This window comes from Streptomyces peucetius, assembly GCF_025854275.1.
Lineage (GTDB): Bacteria > Actinomycetota > Actinomycetes > Streptomycetales > Streptomycetaceae > Streptomyces > Streptomyces peucetius_A.
On record NZ_CP107567.1, the window covers coordinates 1,089,830 to 1,112,304 of the forward strand.

Below are 22,475 nucleotides of genomic sequence, written 5' to 3' on the forward strand. Positions count from 1 at the left end.
GATTAGTGGTCACAGATTCCGTCCGCTGTAGAGAGTTTGTGGATCTTTTCTCGTAGTGGTGCGAGAAGCGATGTCCAGGCAGTGGACATCGGTTTTGGTGAGTTCCAAGGTCGCTCCCGGAATCAGTTCGGCCAATTGCTCGGGCGTCGTGCTGCTGGCGAGGGGAGCGGTCACGTGGGGTTGGGCGCGGAGCCACGCCAGGGCGACCGCGGCTGGGGCGGTGCCGTGCTCGGCGGCGATCTCGTCGAGGGCACGGAGCACGGCCCGGCCGCGGCCGGTCGAGCCGTACGCGTGCGCCACGGCGCCCCGGACGCTCTCCACCGGGGGCGCGGCCTGGCGGTACTTGCCCGTCAGGAAGCCCTGGGCCAGGGCGAAGTAGGGGACGCAGGAGATACCTTCGCGCTCACAGACCGGGGCGAGACCGTTCTCGAAAGCCTCGCGCTCCATCAGGTTGAAGGGCGGTTGCACCGCGACGTACGCCGCAAGGCCCGCCTGCTTCGAGACCGCCAGGGATTCGGCCAGCCGGGGGCCGCTGATGTTCGAGGCACCGATATGGCGCACCTTCCCTGCTGATATCAGCCCGTCGAGCGTGGAGAGGGTCTCCTCCAGGGGCGTCCCAGGGTCGTCGGCGTGCGTGTAGTAGAGGTCTATATAATCCGTTCGCAGGCGGCGCAGTGACTCTTCCACCGCCTGCCGTATTACTTTCGGTGAGAGTCCCGTCAGGCCGCCCTTGCGGCCCACCTTGGTCGCGATCACTAGGCGGTCCCGGGTGCCCCGTGAGGTCAGCCAGTCACCCAGGATGGATTCGGATTCCCCGCCGGTATTCGATGGAGCCCACTGGGAGTAGGAATCGGCTGTGTCGATGAAGTTCCCGCCGGCATCGGCGTAGGCGTCAAGAACGCGGAAGGAAGTCTGTTTGTCGGCGGTCCATCCGAATACGCTGCCGCCGAGACAAAAAGCAAAAACGTCGAGATCGGAATTTGCGATGGTAGTCAAAGGGTGCTTTCTCGATTCTTTCGACGCGGCGGTGCGGCCAGGTTTCAGCGCTGCCGCGTCGCAGGCGAACATATGGTCGAGTCAGTTGTCGTCCTACTGACCTGTGTCTGGTGGAAGTTGTCGAGTCCGTGGGTCCGGCCGCGACGGCACAGCAGGCCGTCACGCCGGTCGTCGACCGTCTCCCTCCCAACTGCGGACCTGCCTTCGTCGGAACCCGAGAAGAACGCGGCGCCCACGACGTCGCGATCCTGCCCGCGAACCCCGAGATCACAGGCACCAACCGCTCCACGAGCTGATCGTGGTTCCAACCGTCGTGGCCCAGTACTAACTTTCGCGTCCCGGCTCATTCACGACATCAACGCCCACCTGGGCAAAGGCGAACCCGGACACGTCCACTTCGACCTGCGTTTCCTCTTCCATCTGCACAACACGACCGGGGTGCCGATGGTGCTGCAGAAGGAAGAGGTCGGCGGCGTCGAGTGGCGCCCCCTGGACCGGGTGACCTCCCCGACCCTGCACGAGAAACTGCTCAAGCCCCCGCCAGCAGCCGAACCGGAGACGGCTAACGCCTCGGCCCTGACTACAACGACCATGGTTAGAACCTTTTCCACCTGCGCGACTATTCCCCGGCGAGATCTGGGAGCCAGGCATGTGGTCTCTGCTGGGCGGCGGCCGAGAGCCCCAGGACCCCACCCTGGAACACACCGTGCGGCGCGAACTGGCCGAGGAAGCCCCGCCTCGACATCGGCGACCTGACCCCGTTCGGCACCGAGTACGCCTCCAACCACGACGGCGCGACCGTGCCCATCGCCATCTACGCGGGTCGTTGGACCGGCAACCCCCCGCGAACTCCACCTCACGGAAGGGGTGATGCTCACATCGCACTCTCGGTCCTGGACGAGCACAACGCCCAGGGCCTCGGAGGGCCAGATGGCACCTCCGAGCTGAGGCGGCAGTCGCGGAGGATCTTCCAGGTCTTTATTGCCGGGGTCGGCCCGGGGAAGCTCCTGCCACCGTCCACGCTGCTTCACGCGCGGACGCCGGAGGCCGGGGCTTCAGGCCGCGATGGCGGTGGCCTGCCGGACGACGCGCAGCACCTCGGACGCCGACTGGTTCAGGTACATATGTCCGCCCTCCATCTCCACGAACTCGAAGCCGCAGCTGGTGACGTTCCGCCAGTCCTGCGCCTCGGCGAGGGTCACGTTGTCGTCGTCCTGGCCGCGCAGCGACGTGATCGGCACGGGGAGCTCGACGGCCGGATCGTGGAGGAATCCCTCGTACATCTCCACATCGGCGCGGAGCGCGGGCAGGATCAGCTCCCGCATCTCGGGGTTGTCCAGAGCCGGATGGCGGTATCCCGCGAACTCCTCGACGCGCTCTATGAACGCCTCGTCCGGCAGGCCCGTCGCGTGCCGGGCCCGGCGCAGGCCGGGCCCCGGCGCTCCGCTCACGAAGAGCCGGACCACCTCGACGTCGGTGCGCGTCGCAAGCTCCTGGGCCAGCGCCAGGGCCAGGACGCCGCCGCTGCTGTGTCCGAAGAGCGCCACCCGGGTTCCTTCGACGCTCGACAGCAGACGGGGCAGGACGGTGGCTACCGCCTCGCGGATGCTCCGCACCGGCTCCTGCTCGATCAGCCGCTCACGCCCAGGGAGTTGTACCGGCACCAACTCGATGTCGGGAGCCGCGTGAGAGCGCCACGAACGGTAGTAGGAGGCACCGGCGCCCGCGAAGGGGACGCAGACAAGAGACAACTTGGACACAGAGATACTTTCTGATCTTCGGAGAGTTTCCGGCACCTGTGAGAATCCCCGCCGGAGACCGGGAGTTGGGGACGACCGTGGCCGCAACAGGAGGATTGAAGCAGTGCGGAGGCGGCAGGCTCCGCGGGCCGCCTACACCGCGCCACTGAACGACGGCACAGCAGGGCCACTTTGACGTGCATATTCTTAGGCCGCCCGCGGCCCTGTCAAGGGGTTCGTGCCGATCAGGCGGCTGCGGCCGGGCGGGCACCGTCACACCGCCGGTTATAGTCGGCTCCCGTGGGCCAACCGCCGTCCACTGTGCCTTCCTGCCCTTTGCCGAACCCCGGTCCCGAGTCGCACGCCGACCCGGGAATCCGCGGGCAGGACTCCACCTGGCCAGGGGGACACCATTCCACCCAGCGGCCCGTCCCGCGACTTCCCGCGAGGGGGCTCGCCGCGTCTTCCACGCCGTCGCAGTCGAGGCCGTCGCAGTCGAGCGCGACGGCCCGTTCATCCCAGTCATGATTCGAGGGTTGACCAGCATGTACCGCACCATGATGAAGTCCAAGATCCACCGGGCGACCGTCACCCAGGCCGACCTCCACTACGTGGGGTCCCTAACCATCAGCGCCGATCTGATGGAGGAGGCCGATCTGCTGCCGGGCGAAAAGGTCGACATCGTCGACATCAACAACGGCGCCCGCTTGTCCACTTATGTCATCGAAGGACCCCGGGACTCCGGGATCGTGGGCATTAACGGTGCCGCGGCACGGCTCATCAGCCCGGGAGACCTCGTCATCATCATCGCCTACGCCCAGGTGCCCGACGAGGAGGCCCGTGGGCTCAAGCCGCGGGTCGTCTTCGTCGACGAGCACAACCGGGTGTCCCTGACCGGACAGGATCCCGCGGAGGCGCCCGAGGGGAGCGGGCTCGAGCGGGGCGACGTGGTCGCCCCCGCCTCGACCGGGACCCGCGGCGCCCACTGAGCCGCAAGCGCCCGCGCAGCACCCTTCGGCCGCTCACCGGGAATCAGGCGTTGACAAGCCCGGGTCACACTAAGAATATGGATCGCATGCTGGCGCATTGTGCGCAGCGCAGGAACTCGGCTCCGTCAGACCGCTCTCCAGCGATCCGGGGCCGTGCGTGATCAGCCCTGTCGGGCCGGCCTCCTTCCGCCGGGCATCGCCCGCGCCCCTCCTCCGTCACCGCCGGCCCCGTCGTCCTCATCGCGAGGGACGACGGGGCCGGCGGTGACGTCTTCATGTCCCCTGCCGCCTATTTGCCGGCACCTGCCGGTCTCCGTCCTCGCCGCAGCTGGGCCGGACCGCCGCTCCCGGACAGATTCGCTCCCGTGGCCCGTGCCGACACAGCGGTATCGGCCGATCTGAACCAACACAAAGGACGACCGAGATGACCGACGGACCAGACCTGCCCGGTGGTGCGCACCGGGTTCCCTACAGCGATCCCGGGGAACCCGATCACCGCAGCCCGCTGCGCTACCTGTGGTGGCTGACGGTGCGGCAGCGCAAACGGGTCCTGCTCGGCTCCCTGTGGGGCAGCACCTGGATGTGCGCCCTGATGCTGCCCCCCTACCTCATGTCCAGGACGATCGACGAGGGGCTGCGGGCGCGGGACACCGGCGCGCTGGCCGGCTGGGTTGCGGCGGTCCTCGTGGCCGGGGCGGCCATCGCGGTCCTCGGAATCCTGCGCCACCGCACCATGACCTTCATACGGGTCGACGCGGCCTACCGGACCGTGCAGGTCATCACCCGGCATGTCACGCGTCTCGGCTCCACCCTGCCGCGCCATGTCTCGGCGGGCGAGCTGACCCATCTGCAGGCCGGCGACATCAGCCGGATCGCGCAGACCCTGACCATCACGGGCCCAGGGGTCGGCGCGGCCGTCGCCTACATCGCCACCGCCGTCCTCCTGTTCAACATCTCAGCCGTGCTGGCGGTCGTCGTCCTGCTCGGCGTCCCGCTTCTCGCGGTGACCGTCGGCCCCCTCCTGGAACGGCTGCACGGGGCCGAGGGCGACTACCGGGAACAGCAGGGCGTACTGACCGCCCTCGCCGGTGACATGGTGACCGGGCTGGGCGTGCTGAACGGCATGGGCGGCAAGCCGCTCTTCGCACGGCGCTACCGCGAACGCTCGCAGGCCCTGGTCCCGTTGGGGTACCGGGTGGCCGCGCTCACGAGCTGGGTACAGGCGCTCGGTGCCTGTCTGCCGCTCCTCTTCCTGGCCCTGGTGACATGGCTCGGCGCACGCATGGCGGCCGACGGTTCGGTCACGGTCGGTGAGCTGGTGGCCGTGTACGGGTACGTGGCGGCGCTCCTGGTCCCGGTCTCCTTCTTCATCGAGGGTGCGGACGACCTCCCCCGCGGTCTCGTGTCCGCCCGGCGCGTGGTCGACATCCTGGCGCTCGCGCCGGATTCCGACCGGCACGGCGCCCGAGTGGCCGCGCCCACCGGACCCGCCCCGCTGCACGACCCGGCGTCCGGGCTGACCCTGCGGCCCGGGCGGCTGACCGCCCTCGTCAGCGCCCGGCCCGACCAGGCGCGGGCCGTGGTCGACCGGCTGGCGGGCTACCAGGAATCCGACGCCACTTGGGGCAGCTCAAGGCTGTCCGACATCGAGCTCGCCTCGCTGCGGAGCCAGCTCCTTGTGTCCGACAACGACTCCTACCTCTTCGGCGGACCGCTGCGGTCCGCTCTGTCCGTTCACGACGACCACTCCCCCGAGGAGATCGAGCGTGCGCTGCACGCCGCCGTGGCGCAGGACGTCGTGGCGTCGATGCCCGACGGCCTCGACTCCCCTCTGGACAGTCAGGGCCGCAACGTCTCGGGCGGACAGCGTCAGCGGCTCCGTCTGGTGCGGGCGCTGCTCGCCGATCCCGAGGTACTGGTGCTCGTCGAGCCCACGTCGGCCCTGGACGCGCACACCGAGGCCACGGTCGCGACCCGGGTCGGCGCGTTCCGCCAGGGGCGCACCACCCTCGTCGTCGGCACGTCCCCACTCCTGCTCGGACATGCGGACGAGGTCGTCCACCTGGTGGATGGCAAGGTGGCGGCCACCGGCAGTCACGGCGAACTGCTCGCCACCCAGCCCGGATACGCGGCGCTCGTGTTCCGCGGTGACAGCGAGGGCGTCCCCGCGGCCAGTGCGGCGCACGCCCGAGAAGGAGACTCCCGATGAGCCGTACCGACGAGGCTAGGACCCTCCCGATCGCCGATGCCGCGACGGTACGCCGGGCCAGCTGGCGGCTCTTGAAGGACGACGGGCGGTCCATGGCGGGGATTCTCGTCCTGACCTGCCTCGCCTCTCTCGCGGGACTGGCCGGCCCCTGGCTGCTGGGCCGGATCGTCACCCGGATCGAGGCCGGGGACATGACCGTCTCGCAGGTGGACGGAATAGCGGCCGCCGTCCTCGCCTTCGCCCTGGCGCAACTGGTCCTGATCCGCTACGCACGCTACTTCTCGCACCGCTTCGGCGAGCGCGCGCTCGCCCGGCTCCGCGAGGAAGTCATCGACGGCGCGCTCGCGCTCCCGGCGCGTGTCGTCGACCGGGTCAGCACCGGCGACCTGGTGACGCGCTCCTCGCTGGACGTCGGCACGGTGGCCGCCACGCTGCGCAACGCGGCGCCCGATGTGTTCATCGCCGGCGTCCAAGTGCTGTTCATCTTCGTGGCCGTGTTCCTCCTCGACCCCCTCGTGGGGCTCTGCTCGCTCGTCGGCCTGCCCATGGTGTGGTGGGTCAGCCGCTGGTACCTCGCCCGTGCGCGGGACGCCTACCTCGCCGAGGGAGCGGCCGCGGGTGGCGTGGCCGAAGCCCTGAACTCCACCGCCCACGGTGCCCGGACCGTCGAGGCGTTCGGGCTGCGCCGCAGGCAGAACGGCACGATCGACAAGGCCGTCGACACGACGTACGCCGCGGGCGTGCGCACCCTGCGGCTGCGGACCGTGCTGTTCCCCGTCACCGAGTTCGCCCACTCCCTGCCCATGGCGCTCATCCTCCTGGTGGGCGGCCTCAGCTACCTGAACGGGACGCTGACCCTGGGCGCGGTCGTGTCCGGCAGCCTGTACATGTGGCAGTTGGTCGACCCCCTCGACCGTGCGCTCGCCTGGGTCGAGCAGCTCCAGCGCAGCGGTGCGTCGTTCGCCCGGATCAAGGGCGTCGGCCTGGTGGCGGAGCAGCCGCGGTCCGAGGTCCGGAAGCCCGAGGACGACCGCATCACGGTCAGCGGGGTCCGCTACTCCTACACCGGCGCGCAGGACGTGCTGAGCGATGTCGGCCTGCAGGTACGACCGGGCGAGCGGCTGGCGGTGGTCGGTCCTTCGGGAGCCGGCAAGTCCACCCTCGGCAGGCTGCTGTCCGGGGTGGACCTGCCAGACGCCGGTGACGTGCTGGTCGGCGGTGTGAAGGTCGCCGACCTGGCCGCATCCGGCGAGCTGGGTACCCGTATCGTCCTGATCACTCAGGAACACCACGTGTTCATCGGCACCCTCCGGGACAACATGACGATGGCGGCCCCGGACGCCGACGACGACGCCGTCCTCGCGGCGCTCGCCATGATGGAGGCCGACTGGGTACGGGACCTCCCCGACGGGCTCGACACCGTGCTGGGCGCGGGCGGGGTCGAACTGGAAGCCTCCCAGGCCCAGCAGCTCACGCTCGCCCGGGTCCAGCTCGCGGATCCGCACACGCTGATCCTCGACGAGGCGACGGCCCTGCTGGATCCCACGACCGCCCGTCAGGCCGAGCGGGCCATGGCCGCCGTCCGCTCGGACCGCACCGTCATCGCCATCGCACACCGCCTGCAGACCGCCCATGACGCCGACCGCGTCGCGGTCATGGAGGCGGGCCGCATCGTCGAGCTCGGTACGCACGACGAGCTCACCGCCGCAAACGGGCCCTACGCCGCCCTCTGGCGCTCCTGGAACGGCGAAGGCTGAGCCGCTCCCGTCCACGAGAACGCCTCCCGGCCAGGACCGGGGGGCGTTCTCGTTTCCCTGCCTCCTTTGTGCCCCGCTGCACCCCTCCGAAGGGACCCCGCACCTCCATGGTTGCCACGAAGCACGTCGAAGCGGCCGAGAAGTTCGACCTGGTCTGCCTGCTCTGCGAGAGCGTGTTCCCGCCCGCCCTCGTGTACCGATGTCCGAGCTGCTCGGGCGCGTTGGAGCCCCGGTACGCGCTGGACCGGCTGACCCGGTACGACCACGCGGATCCGGAGCAGGTCTACTTCGACCTCCTGCCGCTGACGGCGCGGGACTTCCTCGACAGCGGCGTGACCAAGCGGACGCCCTGCCGGCCGGCGCCACGGCTGGGCGCGGCCATCGGGGTCCCGGACCTGTGGGTCAAGGACGAGTCCCAGCAGCCGACCCGTACCACCAAGGACCGTCTCGCCTCGCTGGTGCCGGCCGTGCTGCGTCAGTTCGGGGTCAAGGAATTCGTCGCGTCGAGCACGGGGAACAGCTCGACCGCCCTCGCGCGGGCGGTACAGATGGATCCCGCGATGCGCGGGACCTTCTTCTGCGGCGAGGACTTCGTCCGCAACCATTCCGTGGCGCAGGACGAGCGGACCTCACTGACCGTGGTCGCGGGAAGCTATGTGGAGGCGTCCGCCGAGGCCCGCCGGTTCGCCGCCGCGCGCGGGCTCCACCTGGACGCCGGGTTCTTCAACTGGGCCCGGCGGGAGGGTCTCAAGCTGGCCTACCTGGAGGCCCTGGACACGATGGACCGTACCCCTGACGTCGTGGTGCAGGCCGTCAGCAGCGGTATGGGCATGCTCGCCGCGCACAAGGGGATGCGCGAGTACCTGGCCCTCGGCGAACTCGACCGGATGCCACGGTTCCTCATGGTTCAGGAGCAGTCCTGCGCGCCGGCGGCCGACGCCTGGGCGGAGGGCCGGACGGAGCTCACCGCGGACGACGTGATCGACCAGCCGTCGGGACTGGCGACGGCCATCCTCCTCGGTGACGGCTCGCCCTACTACCCATACCTGCACGCCATCGCCACGCGGACCGGGGGGTCGATCGTCCGGGCCTCCCGCGAAGAGCTCGTCGAGGCGCAGCGCATGCTCGCGGAACTCGAGGAGATCGACGTCTGCTACGCCTCGGCGGCCACCGTCGCGGCGGTGCGCGACGAGGCGGCGGCGGGCCGGATCCGGCCGGACCAGACGGTCCTCCTCAACCTGACCGGGCGCAGCCGGATGGTCGAACCCTCCTGATCCCTCCCGCCTCGGCGGCGACGGCAGGTCCCCTTCTTGTCTTGTTCTGATGACGGAGAAACAGTGGCAGACCACGAGTTCGGGCAGCACGCAGACCGTGACATCGCGATCGTCGGAATGGCCGGGCGCTTCCCCGGTGCCCGCGACCTGGACGAGTTCTGGGCGAACGTCCGCGACGGCGTGGAGTCCGTCTCGTTCTTCACCGAGGAGCAGCTGATCGCGGCCGGTGCGTCGCGCGAGACCATCGCCCAGCCGAACTTCGTGCCCGCCGGTGCCTGTCTCGACGACGTCACGGCGTTCGACGCGGGGTTCTTCGGTTACACCGCACGCGAGGCGGAGACGATGGATCCGCAGCACCGCGTGTTCCTGGAGACCGCCTGGGAGGCCCTGGAGCACTCCGGCTACACACCCGCCCAGGTGAACGGACGCGTCGGCGTGTTCGGCGGAGCCGGCACCAACAACTACCTCGCCAACATCTACTCGAACCCCGAGGTCGTCGACAGCACCGGCGGAACGCAGGTCCTCCTCGGCAACGAACTGGGTTTCCTGGCCTCCCGCGTCTCGTACAAGCTCGATCTGCGCGGCCCCAGCGTCTCGCTGCGCTCCGCGTGTTCGACCTCGCTCGTGGCCGTCCACCTCGCCTGCCGCTCGCTGCGCGAGGGGGAATGCGACATGGCCCTGTCCGGCGGGGTGTTCATCAACGCGGAACACAGCCAGGGCTACCTGCACCAGGAGGGGTCCTTCCTCTCTCCCGACGGTCACTGCAGGCCGTTCGACTCCCGGGCTGCGGGAACGCTGTTCGGCAGCGGGGCGGGGGTGATCACGCTCAAGCGCCTCGGCGACGCGCTGGACGCGGGCGACACCGTGTACGCGGTCATCAAGGGTTCCGCCGTCAACAACGACGGCGCGGTCAAGGTGGGCTTCACGGCGCCGGCGGTGACCGGCCAGGCGGAGGTCATCCGCGCCGCCCTGCGTGACGCGGGCGCCCCGGCGTCGGCCATCGGCTATGTCGAGGCACACGGTACGGGCACGGTCATGGGCGATCCGATCGAGATCCGCGCCCTGACCCAGGTGTACGAGGGGGTGCTGCCCGGCACCGTGGCCCTGGGCTCCCTCAAGTCGAACATCGGTCACCTGGACGCGGCAGCGGGCATCGCCGGTCTACTCAAGACGGTGCTGTCCCTGTGGCACGAGACGCTGCCGCCCACCCTGCACTTCGGCTCTCCCAATCCCGCCATCGACTTCGCGGCCGGCCCGTTCGTCGTCCAGCGCGAGCGCGCCCCCTGGCCCCGCTCGCGGCGCCCCCGGCTGGCCGGGGTGAGCGCCTTCGGCTTCGGCGGCAGCAACGCCCACGTCGTGCTGGAGGAGGCGCCGGCCGCTCCCGGAGCCGGGGAGTCGGCCCGCTCCTCGCAGCTGCTGGTGCTCTCCGCCCGCAGCAAGGAGGCGCTGGACGAGCTGAGTGAACGTGTGGCGGGGGTCCTCCGCAGCGGTGGGACGCCCCTGCAGGACGCCGCCTACACCGCGGCGGTGGGGCGGCACGTCTTTCCGGTGCGCCGCATCGTCACGGGCCCGGACGGTCCGGCTGTGGCGGACGCCCTGGCGGCCGCCGATCCCGCACGCGTCGTCGACGGCCACCACGAGGGCGGCCGGCCGGGCGTCGCGTTCCTGCTGAGCGGTCAGGGGGGTCAGTACCCGGGCATGGCGGCCGAGCTGTATGCGCAGGAGCCGGTGTTCCGTCAGGCCGTGGACGCCTGTACCCGAGCCCTGGCCGGGAGCGGGACCGGCACGACGGTACGCGACCACCTCCTCGGTGACCGGGAGTCGGCGGAGGCGGCCGCCGCGCTGACCCAGACGGAAGCCGCGCAGCCCGCGCTGTTCGTCCTGGAGTACGCGCTCGCCCGCATGTGGGAGTCGTGGGGCGTGAAGCCCGCGGCACTGCTCGGGCACAGCCTCGGCGAACTCGTCGCGGCCTGCCTGGCCGGGGTGTTCACCCTGCCGGACGCACTGCGTCTGGTGGTCCTCCGCGGAGCGCTGATGCAGCGCCGGCAGCGGGGTTCCATGCTGAACGTGGTGGCGGACCGCGACTCCGTCCTGGCCCTGCTGCCGGAGGGCCTCTCGCTCGCCGCCCACAACGGCCCGAAGGACTGCGTGGTGGCCGGGCCGGAGGCCGATGTGGCGGCCTTGGCCGGGCGGCTCGCGGCCCTCGGGATCCCCACTCACCCGGTGGCGACGTCGCACGCCTTCCACTCGGCCCTCATGGCGCCGATGGTCGAGGAGTTCACGGCGGCCGTCGCGGCGGTCCCCCGCCGGGGGCCCTCGGTGCGCTTCGTGTCGAACGTGACGGGTACCTGGATCACCGCCGAGCAGGCACAGGACCCGCGGTACTGGGGCCGGCAGATCCTGAGCCCGGTCGAGTTCGCCACCGGGGTGCGCACCCTGGCGGCCGATCCGGACCTGGTGTTCCTGGAGATCGGTCCCGGGACCACGCTCAGCAGCCTGGCACGACGTGTCCTCACCGGTTCTTCCGCACGCCTGGTCACCGCCACGCTGCCCCACCGGCGGGACGGGCGGCACCCGGTGGAGGCCGCGCAGCGCGCGCTCGGCCAACTGTGGCTGAACGGCTGCGAGCCGGACTGGGCCGGCGTCCACGGGCACGAACCGCGCCGGCGTGTCGGCCTGCCCACGTACCCGTTCCAGCGGCAGCGGTACTGGTTGGAGCGGCGCACGGGCCCCAGCGCGGAGCGCGGATCCGCGCGACGACGGCCCGATGTCACGGACTGGTTCCAGATCCCCTCGTGGGAGCGCACCGCCCTGCCGCCCGCGCGGCCCGACCGCGGCGGCGAACGCTGGCTGGTGTTCACCGATGCCGTCGGGGTCGGCGAGGCAGTGGCGACCCGTCTGCGGGCTGCCGGTGCCCTGGTCACGACGGTGGCGGCGGGACCGGCGTGGGACCGGCGGGACGGTGGCGGGTTCACGATCGACCCGCGCGACGCGTCGCACTACGGCCGTCTGGTCCGGGGCCTTGCCGAGAACGGCCCCGTACCCGCGTTCGTCGCCCACTGCTGGGGCGTCACCGACGGCCCCGCACCGCAGGAGGCGCTCCAGGAGGACACCGCTTCGCTGTGGCTGGGGTTCAACAGCCTGTTGTTGCTCTCGCAGGCCCTCAACGGTCTGGCCGACGGGGCCGAGCGCTCCGTGTGGGTGGTGAGCAACGGGATCCACGACGTGATCGGGTCCGAGCCGCTCATGCCGCTCAAGGCCACCGTGCTCGGGCCCTGCCGGGTCCTCCCGCGGGAGCACCCCGGGCTGGCCTGTCGCAGCGTCGACATCGTCCTGGACGGCTCGTCCCCCGACGCGCACGCCGCCCGGCTGGTCGCCGAGTTCGCCGTACCCCCGGCACACGCCGCGGTGGCACACCGAGGGCCGCACCGCTGGTCCCAGACCTTCGCGCCCGCCCCGCTCCCTCCCACGGCGGAGGGGACCTCGGCCCTGCGCGAGGACGGCGTCTACCTGATCACGGGCGGCACCGGAGGGCTCGGACTGGCGCTCGCGGCCCATCTGTCCAGGCCGGGCCGCAAGCTGGCCCTGCTGACGCGCACTCCCGTCCCCGCGGAGGACGGGGCGGAGCGGACAGGCGAACGGGCCGGGGGGCCCGCTCCGACCGGGACCATCCAGAAGCTGCGGGAGATCAGGGAACAGGGCGCCGAGGTCCGGGTGATCGCGGCGGACGTCCGCGATCCCGCGCAGACGGAGGCGGCGGTGTCCCAGGTCACGGCCGCCTGGGGGCGGATCGACGGTGTGTTCCACGCCGCAGGGGTCGTCGGCGGCGGGCTCGCGCAGCTCAAGACCCTGGAGGAGGCCGCCGGCGTCATGGCCCCGAAGGTCGGTGGAACGCTCGCTCTCGAACGGGCCCTCGCCCCGGTGAAGCCCGGCTTCATGGTGCTCTTCGGTTCCAACTCCGCCAACGTGGGCGACTTCGGGCTCGTGGACTACGTGGCCGCCAACTGCTTCCTCGATGCCTACGCCCACTCCCGCGCGTCGGGCGCGGGAGCCTCGCCCCGCGTACTCACCGTGGACTGGGGTCCGTGGCAGGAGGTCGGCATGGCCGTCGCGGCGGATCCGGGCAACGGGCTGGCGCAGGCCCGGGGCAAGGACCTGGCCAAGCGCGGCATGGCTCCCGCCGACGCGATCGAGGCACTGGAGCGCGGTCTGTCGGGCTCGTACGAGCCCCAGCTGATCGTCACCCCCGTCGATGCGCGCCACCTGGTCGAGAACGCCTTCACCCTGCGCGGCCAGGACCAGGAGGCCGACGAGAGGCTGAGCGGCCTGGACGCGCCCCGGACCGTGCACCCGCGCCCCGAGGTGCCCAGCGCCTACACGGCCCCGCACGGCACGGTCCAGCGCCGCCTCTGCGCGATGTGGCAGGAACTGCTGGGCATCGAGCAGGTCGGCGTCGACGACAGCTTCTTCGACCTCGGCGGAAGCTCCCTGGTCGCCATTCAGCTCATCTCCACCGTCAACAGGTCGCTCGGCACGTCGCTGACGGTCGCCCAGCTCTACGAGTCCCTGACGATCGCCCGCCTGGCGGCGCTGGTGGACGGAGGCGGCACCGTCCCCGCCGAGGACGTCAGGAACTCGCTCGAGGAGGTGCGCAACCGTGCCGGCTCACGGCGTCAGCAGCAGCAGAACCGCATGGCCCGCTCCCGCAGCCGCCGTCAGCAGTGAAGCGAAAGGAGACAGCAGTGCAGGTGAACGCGGTTCAGGGTGCTGACCTGGACATGCCCGGCACGGCGTCCGCGGGCACGGGGGCACAGTACCCGCCCTCCCAGCCCCGCACCCCGCGCCTGACCCGGCTCGTCGAGGAGGTCCGGGCCGCGCTGCGCGCCCGGCCGGAGGCTTCCGCCGAGGAGGCCGGCCGGGACGTGGCCGCGGCGCTCGCCCCGCACCTCGGGCGGGCCGACCTCCTGACGCCCGCCCAGCAAGAGGCCGACCGGGGCGGATACAAGCAGCACGTCCTGCACGTCGAGGCGGACGGCTCCTTCTCCGTCGTCGCCCTCGTCTGGCTGGCGGGTCAGTGCACGCCGGTACACGATCACGTCTGCTGGTGCGTCGTCGGGATCCACGAGGGTGCCGAGGAGGAGACCGTCTACCGCCTCTCCGGCAGTCCGGAGCAGCGGCATCTCCTCGCCGTGGACACCACCACGAGCGAGGTCGGTGCCGTCGCGGCCCTCGCTCCGCCGGGCGACATCCACGACGTCCGCAGCACGGCCGCCGGCCGGACCGTCTCCCTCCACGTCTACGGAGCGGACATCGGCCGGCTCGGCACCAGTATCCGCCGGGTTTACGAGCTGCCGGTGAGGCAGGCGGAGGACCCATCCGGCATCAGTCCAACAGTGTGGGGAAGTGACGTCATGGGCGACAAGTCAGCTCACGGCATGACGGCAGAGACCCTGCCGGACCTGTTCTCGGCCCAGGTGGCCAGGACTCCCGAGGCCGTCGCGCTCATCGCCGACGGAGTCTCGCTGACCTATGCCGAGCTCGACGAGAGGGCACACCGGCTGGCGGTGTCGCTCGTGGCGAAGGGTGCGGGCCCCGAGACGGTCGTCGCGGTGCGCGTACCGCGTTCGGTCGAGCTCGTCGTCGCGCTGTACGCCGTGCACAAGGCCGGGGCCGCGTACCTGCCGCTCGATCCGGACGGCCCGGACGAGCGGAGCCGGCACATGGCCGAGGATGCCGGGGCGCTGCTGGTGCTGACCGCCGAGGATGTCGGACGGGCGGCCGAGCCGGGCCCGGCGGACCCCGCGGGCCGGCCGCTCCCGGCCCCGCACCCGCTGAACACGGCCTACGTGATCTACACCTCGGGATCCACGGGGCGTCCCAAGGGCGTCGCGGTGTCCCATGCCGCGATCGTGAACCGCCTCCGCTGGATGCAGGCCGAGTACTCCCTCGGCGACGACGACCGCGTGCTGCAGAAGACCCCCGCGGGCTTCGACGTGTCGGTGTGGGAGTTCTTCTGGCCGTTGTGCGTCGGGGCGTGCCTCGTGGTGGCCGCCCCGGACGGACACCGCGACCCCGCCTACCTCACGGAGGTGATCCGGGCACAGCGGATCACCACCCTCCATTTCGTGCCGTCCATGCTGCGCCTCTTCACCGACGAGCCGACCGCGCGCCTGTGCACCACCGTGCGCCGGGTGTTCGCGAGCGGTGAGGCGCTGTCGGGCGAGCTGCGGGACCGGTTCTTCGAGGTGCTCGACGCGGAGCTGCACAACCTCTACGGGCCCACCGAGGCCGCCGTGGACGTGTCCTACTGGCGGTGCCAGCCGGACGACCGGCCGGGTCCGGTTCCGATCGGCCGGCCCGTGTGGAACACCCAGCTGTACGTCCTGGACGCAGATCTCCGTCCGGTCGGCCCCGGCGTCATGGGAGAGCTCTACCTCGCGGGCGTCCAGCTGGCGACGGGGTACGTGCGGAGGCCCGGGCTGACGGCCGAGCGCTTCCTTCCCGACCCCTTCGGCCCTCCCGGCACCCGCATGTACCGCACCGGGGACCTCGCCCACATCCGCGACGACGGGGCCGTCCACTACGCCGGACGCACCGACCACCAGGTCAAGGTGGGTGGTGTCCGGATCGAGCCCGGTGAGGTCGAGGCGGTGCTGGTGCGGCATCCCGCCGTCGCCGAGGCCGTGGTGACCCCAGCCGCCGACGGCTCCGGCGGAACCCAACTGGTCGCCCACATCGTGCCCGACCCTGTCGCGGCGGCGCCCCTGCGGAACCTGTGCCGGCTGGAGCGCGAGGGGGCCCTCGACGCCGGTGAGCTGCACACCCTTCCCAACGACATGGTGATCGCCGCCAGCAATCCGACCGAGACGGACTTCCTCTACCGGGAGATCTTCGAGGGCCACGAGTACCAGCGGCACGGCATCGTCCTGCCGGAAGGCTCCCGCGTCTTCGACGTGGGAGCCCACATCGGCCTGTTCTCCCTCTCGGTCGCCCGGTCGCGCCCGGGCAGCGTCATCTACTCGTTCGAGCCCATACCGCAGCTGTTCCGCCTGCTCGATCTCAACACACGGATCCACGGGGTCGACGCGCGGCTGTTCCCCTGCGGCATCGCGGAGAGTTCGGGGAGCGCCACCTTCACCTACTACCCGCAGCTGTCGATCATGTCGGGGCGGTTCGGTGACCTCGCCGAGGAGCGCGGCGTACTGGAGGCGTTCGTCCGCAACGAGAGTCGCGGTGACGAGTCTCCCGCTCCCGGCAGCGAGGCCGACCTGGACAGTCTGCTGACCGAACGGCTCAGGCACGTGGACGTCACCTGTGCCCTGCGGACGCTCTCCGACGTCATCGAGGAGACAGGCGTCGACCGGATCGACCTGCTGAAGATCGACGCGGAGAAGAGCGAGCGGGAGGTCCTGCTCGGGCTGCGTGACGAGCACTGGCCCCTCGTACGCCAACTCGTCATCGAGGCCCACGACCTGCCCGGGCAGGTCGACTGGATCCGGCGGCACCTGGAGGCCAGGGGGTACCGCGTCGCGGTCGACGGGCAGCACATGCTCGCGGACACCGGACTGGTCACCGTCTACGCGACCCGGCCCGGCACGGCGGAAACTCCGTCCTCCGGCGGGGCCGGTGCGCACGGAGTGCCCGCGGTCCCCGGCGGGGGCTGGTCCGACCCCGGACTGTTCACCGAGGACGTGCGGCGGGAGGCCGCGCTGAGCCTGCCCGGCCCGATGATGCCCTCGCAGTTCGTGATCGTCGACGCGCTCCCCCTGACACCCAACGGCAAGCTGGACCGTGCGGCCCTGCCGGCTCCGCGGGCCCGGGCCACCCAGACCTTCACCGCGCCCCGCGACCCCGTCGAGGAGGTGCTGTGCAGCCTGTTCGCCGAGGTACTCGGGGTGCGGGCAGTGGGCATCCACGACGACTTCTTCCAGCAGGGCGGGCACTCTCTCGCCGCCATCCGGCTGATGGGCCGGATCCGGGCGGTGTTCGGTACCGAGCTGACCGTGCGCAGCCTGTTCGAGGCTCCTACGGTGGCGCGTTTCGCGCCGCTGCTGGGCCGCGATCCGGGCGGGGACCCGTTCGCGGTGCTGCTTCCCCTGCGAGCCACCGGCGCCGCCGCGCCCCTGTTCTGCGTGCACCCCGCCGCAGGCGTCGGGTGGGTCTACTCGGGGCTGCTGCGGCACGTCGGGGACGACCGGCCCGTCTACGCCCTGCAGGACGCGGGGCTCACCGGCGGGGAGCCGGCCGCCGACGTCGAGGAGGTGGCCGCGGGCTACGTGCGCCTGATCCGCTCGGTGCAGCCGTCCGGCCCGTACCACCTGTGCGGCTGGTCGTTCGGAGGGCTCGTGGCCCAGGCCATGGCCACGCTCCTGCAGGAGGCCGGTGAGACGGTCGCCCTGCTCGCGGTGCTGGACGCCTATCCGCTGTGCGACCGTGCCGTGCCCGCCGCGCTCTCCTCGGACGGGCTCCGGGAGCTGCTCGTGTCCCTGGGATACGGAGTACCGGACGCTCCCGGGTCTTCGATGACCCCTGCGGAGTTCACCGAGGCGGCCGGCACCGCCGGCGGTGTCCTCGCCGATCTGGAGCAGCGGCAGGTCCTGGCCATGGCCGGCACGTTCCGGCGGAACGTCGTCCTGGCCCACGGCTTCCGGCCCGCCGTGTTCGACGGTGACCTGCTCCTCTTCACCGCCGCGGTGGGCCGGAGCGGCGACGCGCCGTCCGCCGGAGACTGGTCGCCCTACCTGACGGGCCGGGTGCACACCGTGGACGTCCCTTGCACCCACGGGGAGATGACCGGCCCGGTGGCCGTGGCCGACATCGGCCCCCGGATCGCGGACAGGCTGTCCGGTGTGGCCTCCCACCGGGCGGGGTGAGCGGACACCCCCTCGCACCGCGGTCCCTGCCCGGGACCCGTACGCACCAGGCCCGTCCGGCCGAGCGGTCAGCTCGGCCGGACGGGCCTTTCCGTGCTGTCCGGTGTCCGCCGTGGTCAGCCGCCGGCCGTCGCGCCCACGACGGACTCGGGGTCCCCGGCCGCCCGCTCCAGCAGGACCGTGTAGCCGTGCAGCAGCTCCTGCGCCGCCTCGGCGGTGAAGAGGTCGACCGCGTAGGTGAGGCGGATTCCGATGCCGTCGGGCGTGCCGTCGGCGGTCCGGCGCTCCGCCAGCTCGAACCGCAGGTCGAACCGCGCCGGCTGGTCCGGCAGCGGCTCGGTCCGCACGTCGAGGCCGGGCAGCGACAGGTCGGGCAGGGCGTTGTTCTGGAAGGCGAGCATGACCTGGAACAGCGGATGGCGGCCCGCCTCCCGGTCGGGGTTGACCGCCTGGACGATGTGGTCGAAGGGCACGTCCTGGTGCGCGTACGCCGCGAGATCGGTGGTGCGGACCCTCGACAGCAGCTCTCGGAACGTAGGGTTCCCGTCCGTCCTGGTCCTCAGCACCAGGGTGTTCACGAAGAACCCCACGAGGTCGTCGAGGGCGTCGTCGGTGCGTCCGGCGACCGGTGTCCCGATCGCCACGTCCGTACCCGCACCCTGTTCGGTGAGCAGGGCGGCCAGTGCGGCCTGGCACACCATGAACAGGCTGACGCCGCACCGGGCCGCCAGCGCGTGCAGCGGCTCCAGCACGGACACCGGGATCCGGGCGTCGAGGTGTCCGGCCCGGTACGAGGGGGCCCGCGGGCGTTCGGCCGCGGCGGGAATCTCCAACCGGTCCGGCAGTCCGGCGAGTTCCCCGGTCCAGAACGCGGTCTGGCGGTTGAGCTCCGATTCCGGCAGGTCGGCTCCGCCGAGCAGTCGGTGGGCCCACAGGGTGTAGTCCGCGTACTGCACGGCGAGGTCGCTCCACGCCGGCCGGGTGCCCGCCGCCGACGCGGCGTAGGCCCGGGCGATGTCCCTGGCCAGGGGGGTGAGCGACCAGCCGTCGCACGCGATGTGGTGCAGAACCAGCAGGAGGACGTGCTCCTGCTCCCCGATCTCGAACAGGCGTGCCTGTACCGGCGTTTCCTCCGTGAGGTCGAACGGATGGCGGGCCCCGGCGGCGAGCAGGCCCGGCAGGTCCTCCTCGGTCGTCACCACCAGCGGCAGCTCGACAGGCGCCTCGTGCGGTTCCAGCACCACCTGCTGCGGGACGCCGTCCCAGTCGGGGAAGGCGGTGCGCAGGCTCTCGTGCCGGGCGACGACGTCGTTGACGGCCCGGTGCAGGGCGGCACGGTGGAGCGGCCCGGTCAGCCGGAGCGCCATGGGCATGTTGTAGTTGCCGTTCGCGCCCTCCAGCCTGTTCTGGAACCACAGGCGGCGTTGCACCGGCGCCAGCGGCAACTCCTCCGGCCGCTCCATCGGTCCCAGCGCCGGGCGTGCGGCCGCGGGCCGCTCCTCCAGCGTCTCGGCGAGGTGGGCGACCGTCGGGGTCTCGTAGAGGGTGCGCAGGGCGACTTCCACGCCCAGCTCCCGCCGGATCCGGCCGATGAGCCGCGTGGCCAGCAGCGAGTGTCCGCCCAGGTGGAAGAAGGAGTCGTCGATCGTCACCCGGTCGAGCCCCAGTACCTCGGCGAACAGCCCGCACAGGAGCTCTTCCCGCTCCGTCCGTGCCGCGCGGCCGGATGAGGCCGACTGGAAGTCGGGGGCGGGCAGCGCCTTGCGGTCGATCTTGCCGCTGCCGGTCAGCGGCACCTCGGACAGGGGGAGGACCAGCGCGGGAACCATGTACTCGGGCAGCTGCCCGGCCAGGTGTGCGCGCAGCCGCGCCCCGTCGAGCGGCCGGCCGGGGTGTGCGGGGACGACGTACGCGATGAGGCGGGACCGGCCCTCGGTGTCGGGGCGGTCGACGACCACCGCCGCCTGCACGTCCGGGTGGGCGGCCAGGACCGCCTCGATCTCGCCCGGTTCGATCCGGAAGCCCCGTATCTTGACCTGGCCGTCGACGCGTCCGTGGAACACGAGACTGCCGTCGGGGCGGCGGCTGACCAGGTCACCCGTGCGGTACATCCGCCCGTCGGACGGGTTCCCGAAGGGGCAGGCCGGGAAGCGCTCCGCCGTCAGTCCACTCTGATTGAGGTACTCGTCGGCGAGGCAGGCGCCCGCGAGGTGCAGTTCGCCGACCACGCCCACGGGAACGGGGCGCTGCCACGCGTCGAGCACATAGGTCCTGGTGTTCCACACGGGACGGCCGAGGAGGACCTCGGGCCCGTCCGCCTCGGCGTAGAGGCTGTCCGCTCCGGCCTCGGACGAGCCGTAGAAGTTGACCAGGCGCGCACCCGGCAGGAGGGAGCGGAACTGCCGGACCAGTTCGAGGGTGAGGGCCTCACCGCTGGACACCCAGAGTCCGCAGGACGTCAGGTCACGCCGGCCGGCCTCTTCCAGCAGCGCTCCCAGCAGGCTCGGGACGACCGTGATCCGGCACGGTCCCGTGCCCTCGATCATCGCGGCGAGAGCGATCGCGCTGCGGGCGGTCCCGCTGTCGGCGAGGGCGATCCGGGCGCCGTTCAGCAGGGCTCCCAGCAGTTCGACGGAGCCGTCGACGAAGCTGAGGGTCGTCTTGGCGATCACCGTCTCGTCCGGCTGGTACGGGAACTCGGCGGCGTACCAGGCGATGCGGTTGAGGACGGAGCGGTGGCCGGCCACGACGCCCTTGGGGCGGCCGGTGGACCCCGAGGTGTAGACGATCCACGCCGGGTCGGTGGCCTTCGGCTCGGCAGGGCGTTCCCCCTCCGTCAGGTTGCCCGCGGACAGGCCCTCCGTCAGTGCGCGGAAGCCGTCGTCGCCCTGCCGCGCGGTGACGGTCGGTACGTCCGCTCCGACGACGGACAGCAGTTCCTCGGTGGTGAGCACGACGTCGGGCTTCGCGTCGTCCAGTATGAACCGGACCCGGTCCGCCGGAAGGTGCGGGTCCACCGGAATGTAGGCGGCACCGGACTTGAGGGCCGCGAGCAGGGCCACCACCATGTCGGTGGAGCGGGGCAGCATGAGGGCGACGCGCCGTCCTGGGCCTGCTCCACGGCCGAGGAGGAGCCTCGCCAGCCGGTTGGCCCTGCCGTTCAGTTCGCGGTACGAGACGGCGGACCCTCCGAAGACGACCGCGTCGGCGTCGGGGGTGCGCCCCGCCTGCGCCTCGAACCCGTCGGCCAGGGTTCCCTCCGGGATGTCCCGCACCGGTCCGTGCCAGCGCCCCAGGAGTTCCGCCTTCTCACCCGGGAGCAGGGGGACCAGGTCCCGGAGGGTGCTCCCGTCGCCCGCGGCCATCATCCCCAGCAGTTCGACGAGCCGGTCGAGCCAGGACCGCGCCTCCTCGGCCGTCATGAGGTGGGGCTGGTAGCCGAGGCGTATCTCCAGCTCGGTGCCGGGGACGACGGTGAGGGTGAGGGCGTAGTGGGTCGCGTCCGCGATGTCCGCGCCGGTCAACGTGATGCCCGGGGCCAGCTCGTCGCCCGTGGCAGCGTCGACCGGATAGTTCTCGAAGGCGGTCACCGTGTCGAAGAGGGCGGGCAGCCCGGTGAGCTCGTGCAGGTCCTGGAGTCCCAGGTGGTGGTGGGGCAGCAGGCGGGCCTGCTCGTCGCGCAGCCGGCCCAGGTAGGCGGGCACGGTTTCGTCGGCGTCGAGCCGCACCCGTACCGGAACGGTGTTGGTGAGCAGTCCGACCATGGACTCGACGCCGGTAAGCTCCGGAGGGCGGCCGGACACGACGGTGCCCAGGACGACGTCCTGGCTGCCGGTCATCCAGCCGAGCAGCAGGCCCCACGCTCCCTGCACCACGGTGTTCAGGGTGACCTGGCCGCGGACGAGACCGTCCAGGGCCCACGTCCCGGCCTCCGGCAGCACCGAGACGACCGTGCGGGGCAGCTGCTGGTGCCGCGGGGGCACCGCCGCGGTGACGGACGCCACCATGGCCGGTTGGTCGAAGCCCTCGAAGGACTCCCGCCAGGCCGCCACCGCCTCGGCGTGGTCCTGGTCCGCCAGCCACTCCAGGTAGGAACGGAACGGGGCGGGCTCGGGAAGGCCGGCGGCCTCCCCGCCCTCGGTGTAGACGCGGAAGACCTCCCGCACCAGGACCGGGAACGACCAGCCGTCGAGCACCAGGTGGTGGTTGGTCATCACCAGGGTCCACTGCTGGTCGCCGGTCCGGATCAGCCTGAAACGCACGAGCGGGGGACGGTCGAGGTCGAAGGGCCGGCGGCGGTCTTCGGCGATCAGCCGCTCCCGCCGGGCGGCCCTGTGCTCCGGGTCCACCCCGCGCAGATCGGAGGTGGACCACGGGGGCACGGCGTCACGGACGACGAACTGCAGGGGGTCGCCGGTGGCACGGGTCCTGAATCCGGCGCGGAGCGGGGCGTGCCGCCGCACGACCGTCGCACAGGACCGGGCGAGGCGTTCCGGATCCAGCGGGCCCGTCAGATCGAGGGTCAGCTGTGCGGTGTAGAGGTCGGCCGCCGCTCCAGCGAGTCGGGCATGGAAGTACAGCCCCGACTGCAGCGGGGTGAGGGGGTAGACATCTTCCAGTCGGGACGTACGCATAGGT

11 protein-coding genes are annotated in these 22,475 nt (G+C 71.6%); 8 read left to right on the forward strand and 3 right to left on the reverse strand.

What is annotated here, in order from left to right; translation table 11 throughout:
• Nucleotides 1–9: 9 nt before the first annotated feature.
• The gene (locus OGH68_RS05100) at nt 10–1,068 is read right to left on the reverse strand and encodes an aldo/keto reductase (RefSeq protein ID WP_264242115.1); all 1,059 of its coding nucleotides are present in this window, start codon (nt 1,066–1,068) and stop codon (nt 10–12) included.
• Between the two features lie 38 nt (nt 1,069–1,106).
• Between OGH68_RS05100 and OGH68_RS05105 the strand changes: the two genes are divergently transcribed.
• Both OGH68_RS05105 and OGH68_RS05110 read left to right on the forward strand, forming a co-directional pair.
• A complete protein-coding gene (locus OGH68_RS05105; RefSeq protein WP_264242116.1) occupies nt 1,107–1,292 on the forward strand; it encodes a hypothetical protein in 186 nt (61 codons plus the stop codon).
• A gap of 353 nt (nt 1,293–1,645) precedes the next feature.
• Nucleotides 1,646–1,867: an NUDIX domain-containing protein gene (locus OGH68_RS05110; RefSeq protein WP_264242117.1), complete on the forward strand. Its 222-nt coding sequence runs from the start codon at nt 1,646–1,648 to the stop codon at nt 1,865–1,867.
• Between the two features lie 184 nt (nt 1,868–2,051).
• Here the strand turns inward: OGH68_RS05110 and OGH68_RS05115 are convergent, their stop codons facing one another.
• Nucleotides 2,052–2,756, reverse strand: coding sequence for a thioesterase II family protein (locus OGH68_RS05115; RefSeq protein ID WP_264242118.1), 705 nt, complete (start codon nt 2,754–2,756; stop codon nt 2,052–2,054).
• A gap of 524 nt (nt 2,757–3,280) precedes the next feature.
• Here OGH68_RS05115 and panD point away from each other — a divergent pair.
• The 6 genes from panD (at nt 3,281) to OGH68_RS05145 (ending at nt 17,837) form a co-directional block, all read left to right on the forward strand.
• Nucleotides 3,281–3,724: an aspartate 1-decarboxylase gene (panD, locus tag OGH68_RS05120; RefSeq protein WP_264249914.1), complete on the forward strand. Its 444-nt coding sequence runs from the start codon at nt 3,281–3,283 to the stop codon at nt 3,722–3,724.
• A 424-nt stretch (nt 3,725–4,148) separates the two neighbouring features.
• Complete coding sequence (locus OGH68_RS05125) at nt 4,149–5,933, forward strand: ABC transporter transmembrane domain-containing protein (protein ID WP_413470937.1); 1,785 nt, start codon at nt 4,149–4,151, stop codon at nt 5,931–5,933.
• Nucleotides 5,930–7,690, forward strand: a complete 1,761-nt coding sequence (locus OGH68_RS05130; RefSeq protein WP_264242119.1) for an ABC transporter ATP-binding protein — start codon at nt 5,930–5,932, stop codon at nt 7,688–7,690. The genes OGH68_RS05125 and OGH68_RS05130 overlap by 4 nt, the downstream gene beginning before the upstream one ends.
• Nucleotides 7,691–7,797: 107 nt before the next feature.
• The gene (locus tag OGH68_RS05135) at nt 7,798–8,964 is read left to right on the forward strand and encodes a threonine synthase (RefSeq protein ID WP_264242120.1); all 1,167 of its coding nucleotides are present in this window, start codon (nt 7,798–7,800) and stop codon (nt 8,962–8,964) included.
• Nucleotides 8,965–9,027: 63 nt separating this feature from the next.
• On the forward strand, nt 9,028–13,689 hold the full coding sequence (locus OGH68_RS05140; protein WP_264242121.1) for a type I polyketide synthase: 4,662 nt from the start codon (nt 9,028–9,030) through the stop codon (nt 13,687–13,689).
• Between the two features lie 23 nt (nt 13,690–13,712).
• Complete coding sequence (locus OGH68_RS05145; RefSeq protein ID WP_264242122.1) at nt 13,713–17,837, forward strand: amino acid adenylation domain-containing protein; 4,125 nt, start codon at nt 13,713–13,715, stop codon at nt 17,835–17,837.
• Between the two features lie 116 nt (nt 17,838–17,953).
• On the opposite strand, the gene OGH68_RS05150 is transcribed toward OGH68_RS05145, so the two are convergent.
• The gene (locus tag OGH68_RS05150; protein ID WP_264242123.1) at nt 17,954–22,471 is read right to left on the reverse strand and encodes a non-ribosomal peptide synthetase; all 4,518 of its coding nucleotides are present in this window, start codon (nt 22,469–22,471) and stop codon (nt 17,954–17,956) included.
• Nucleotides 22,472–22,475: the final 4 nt, after the last annotated feature.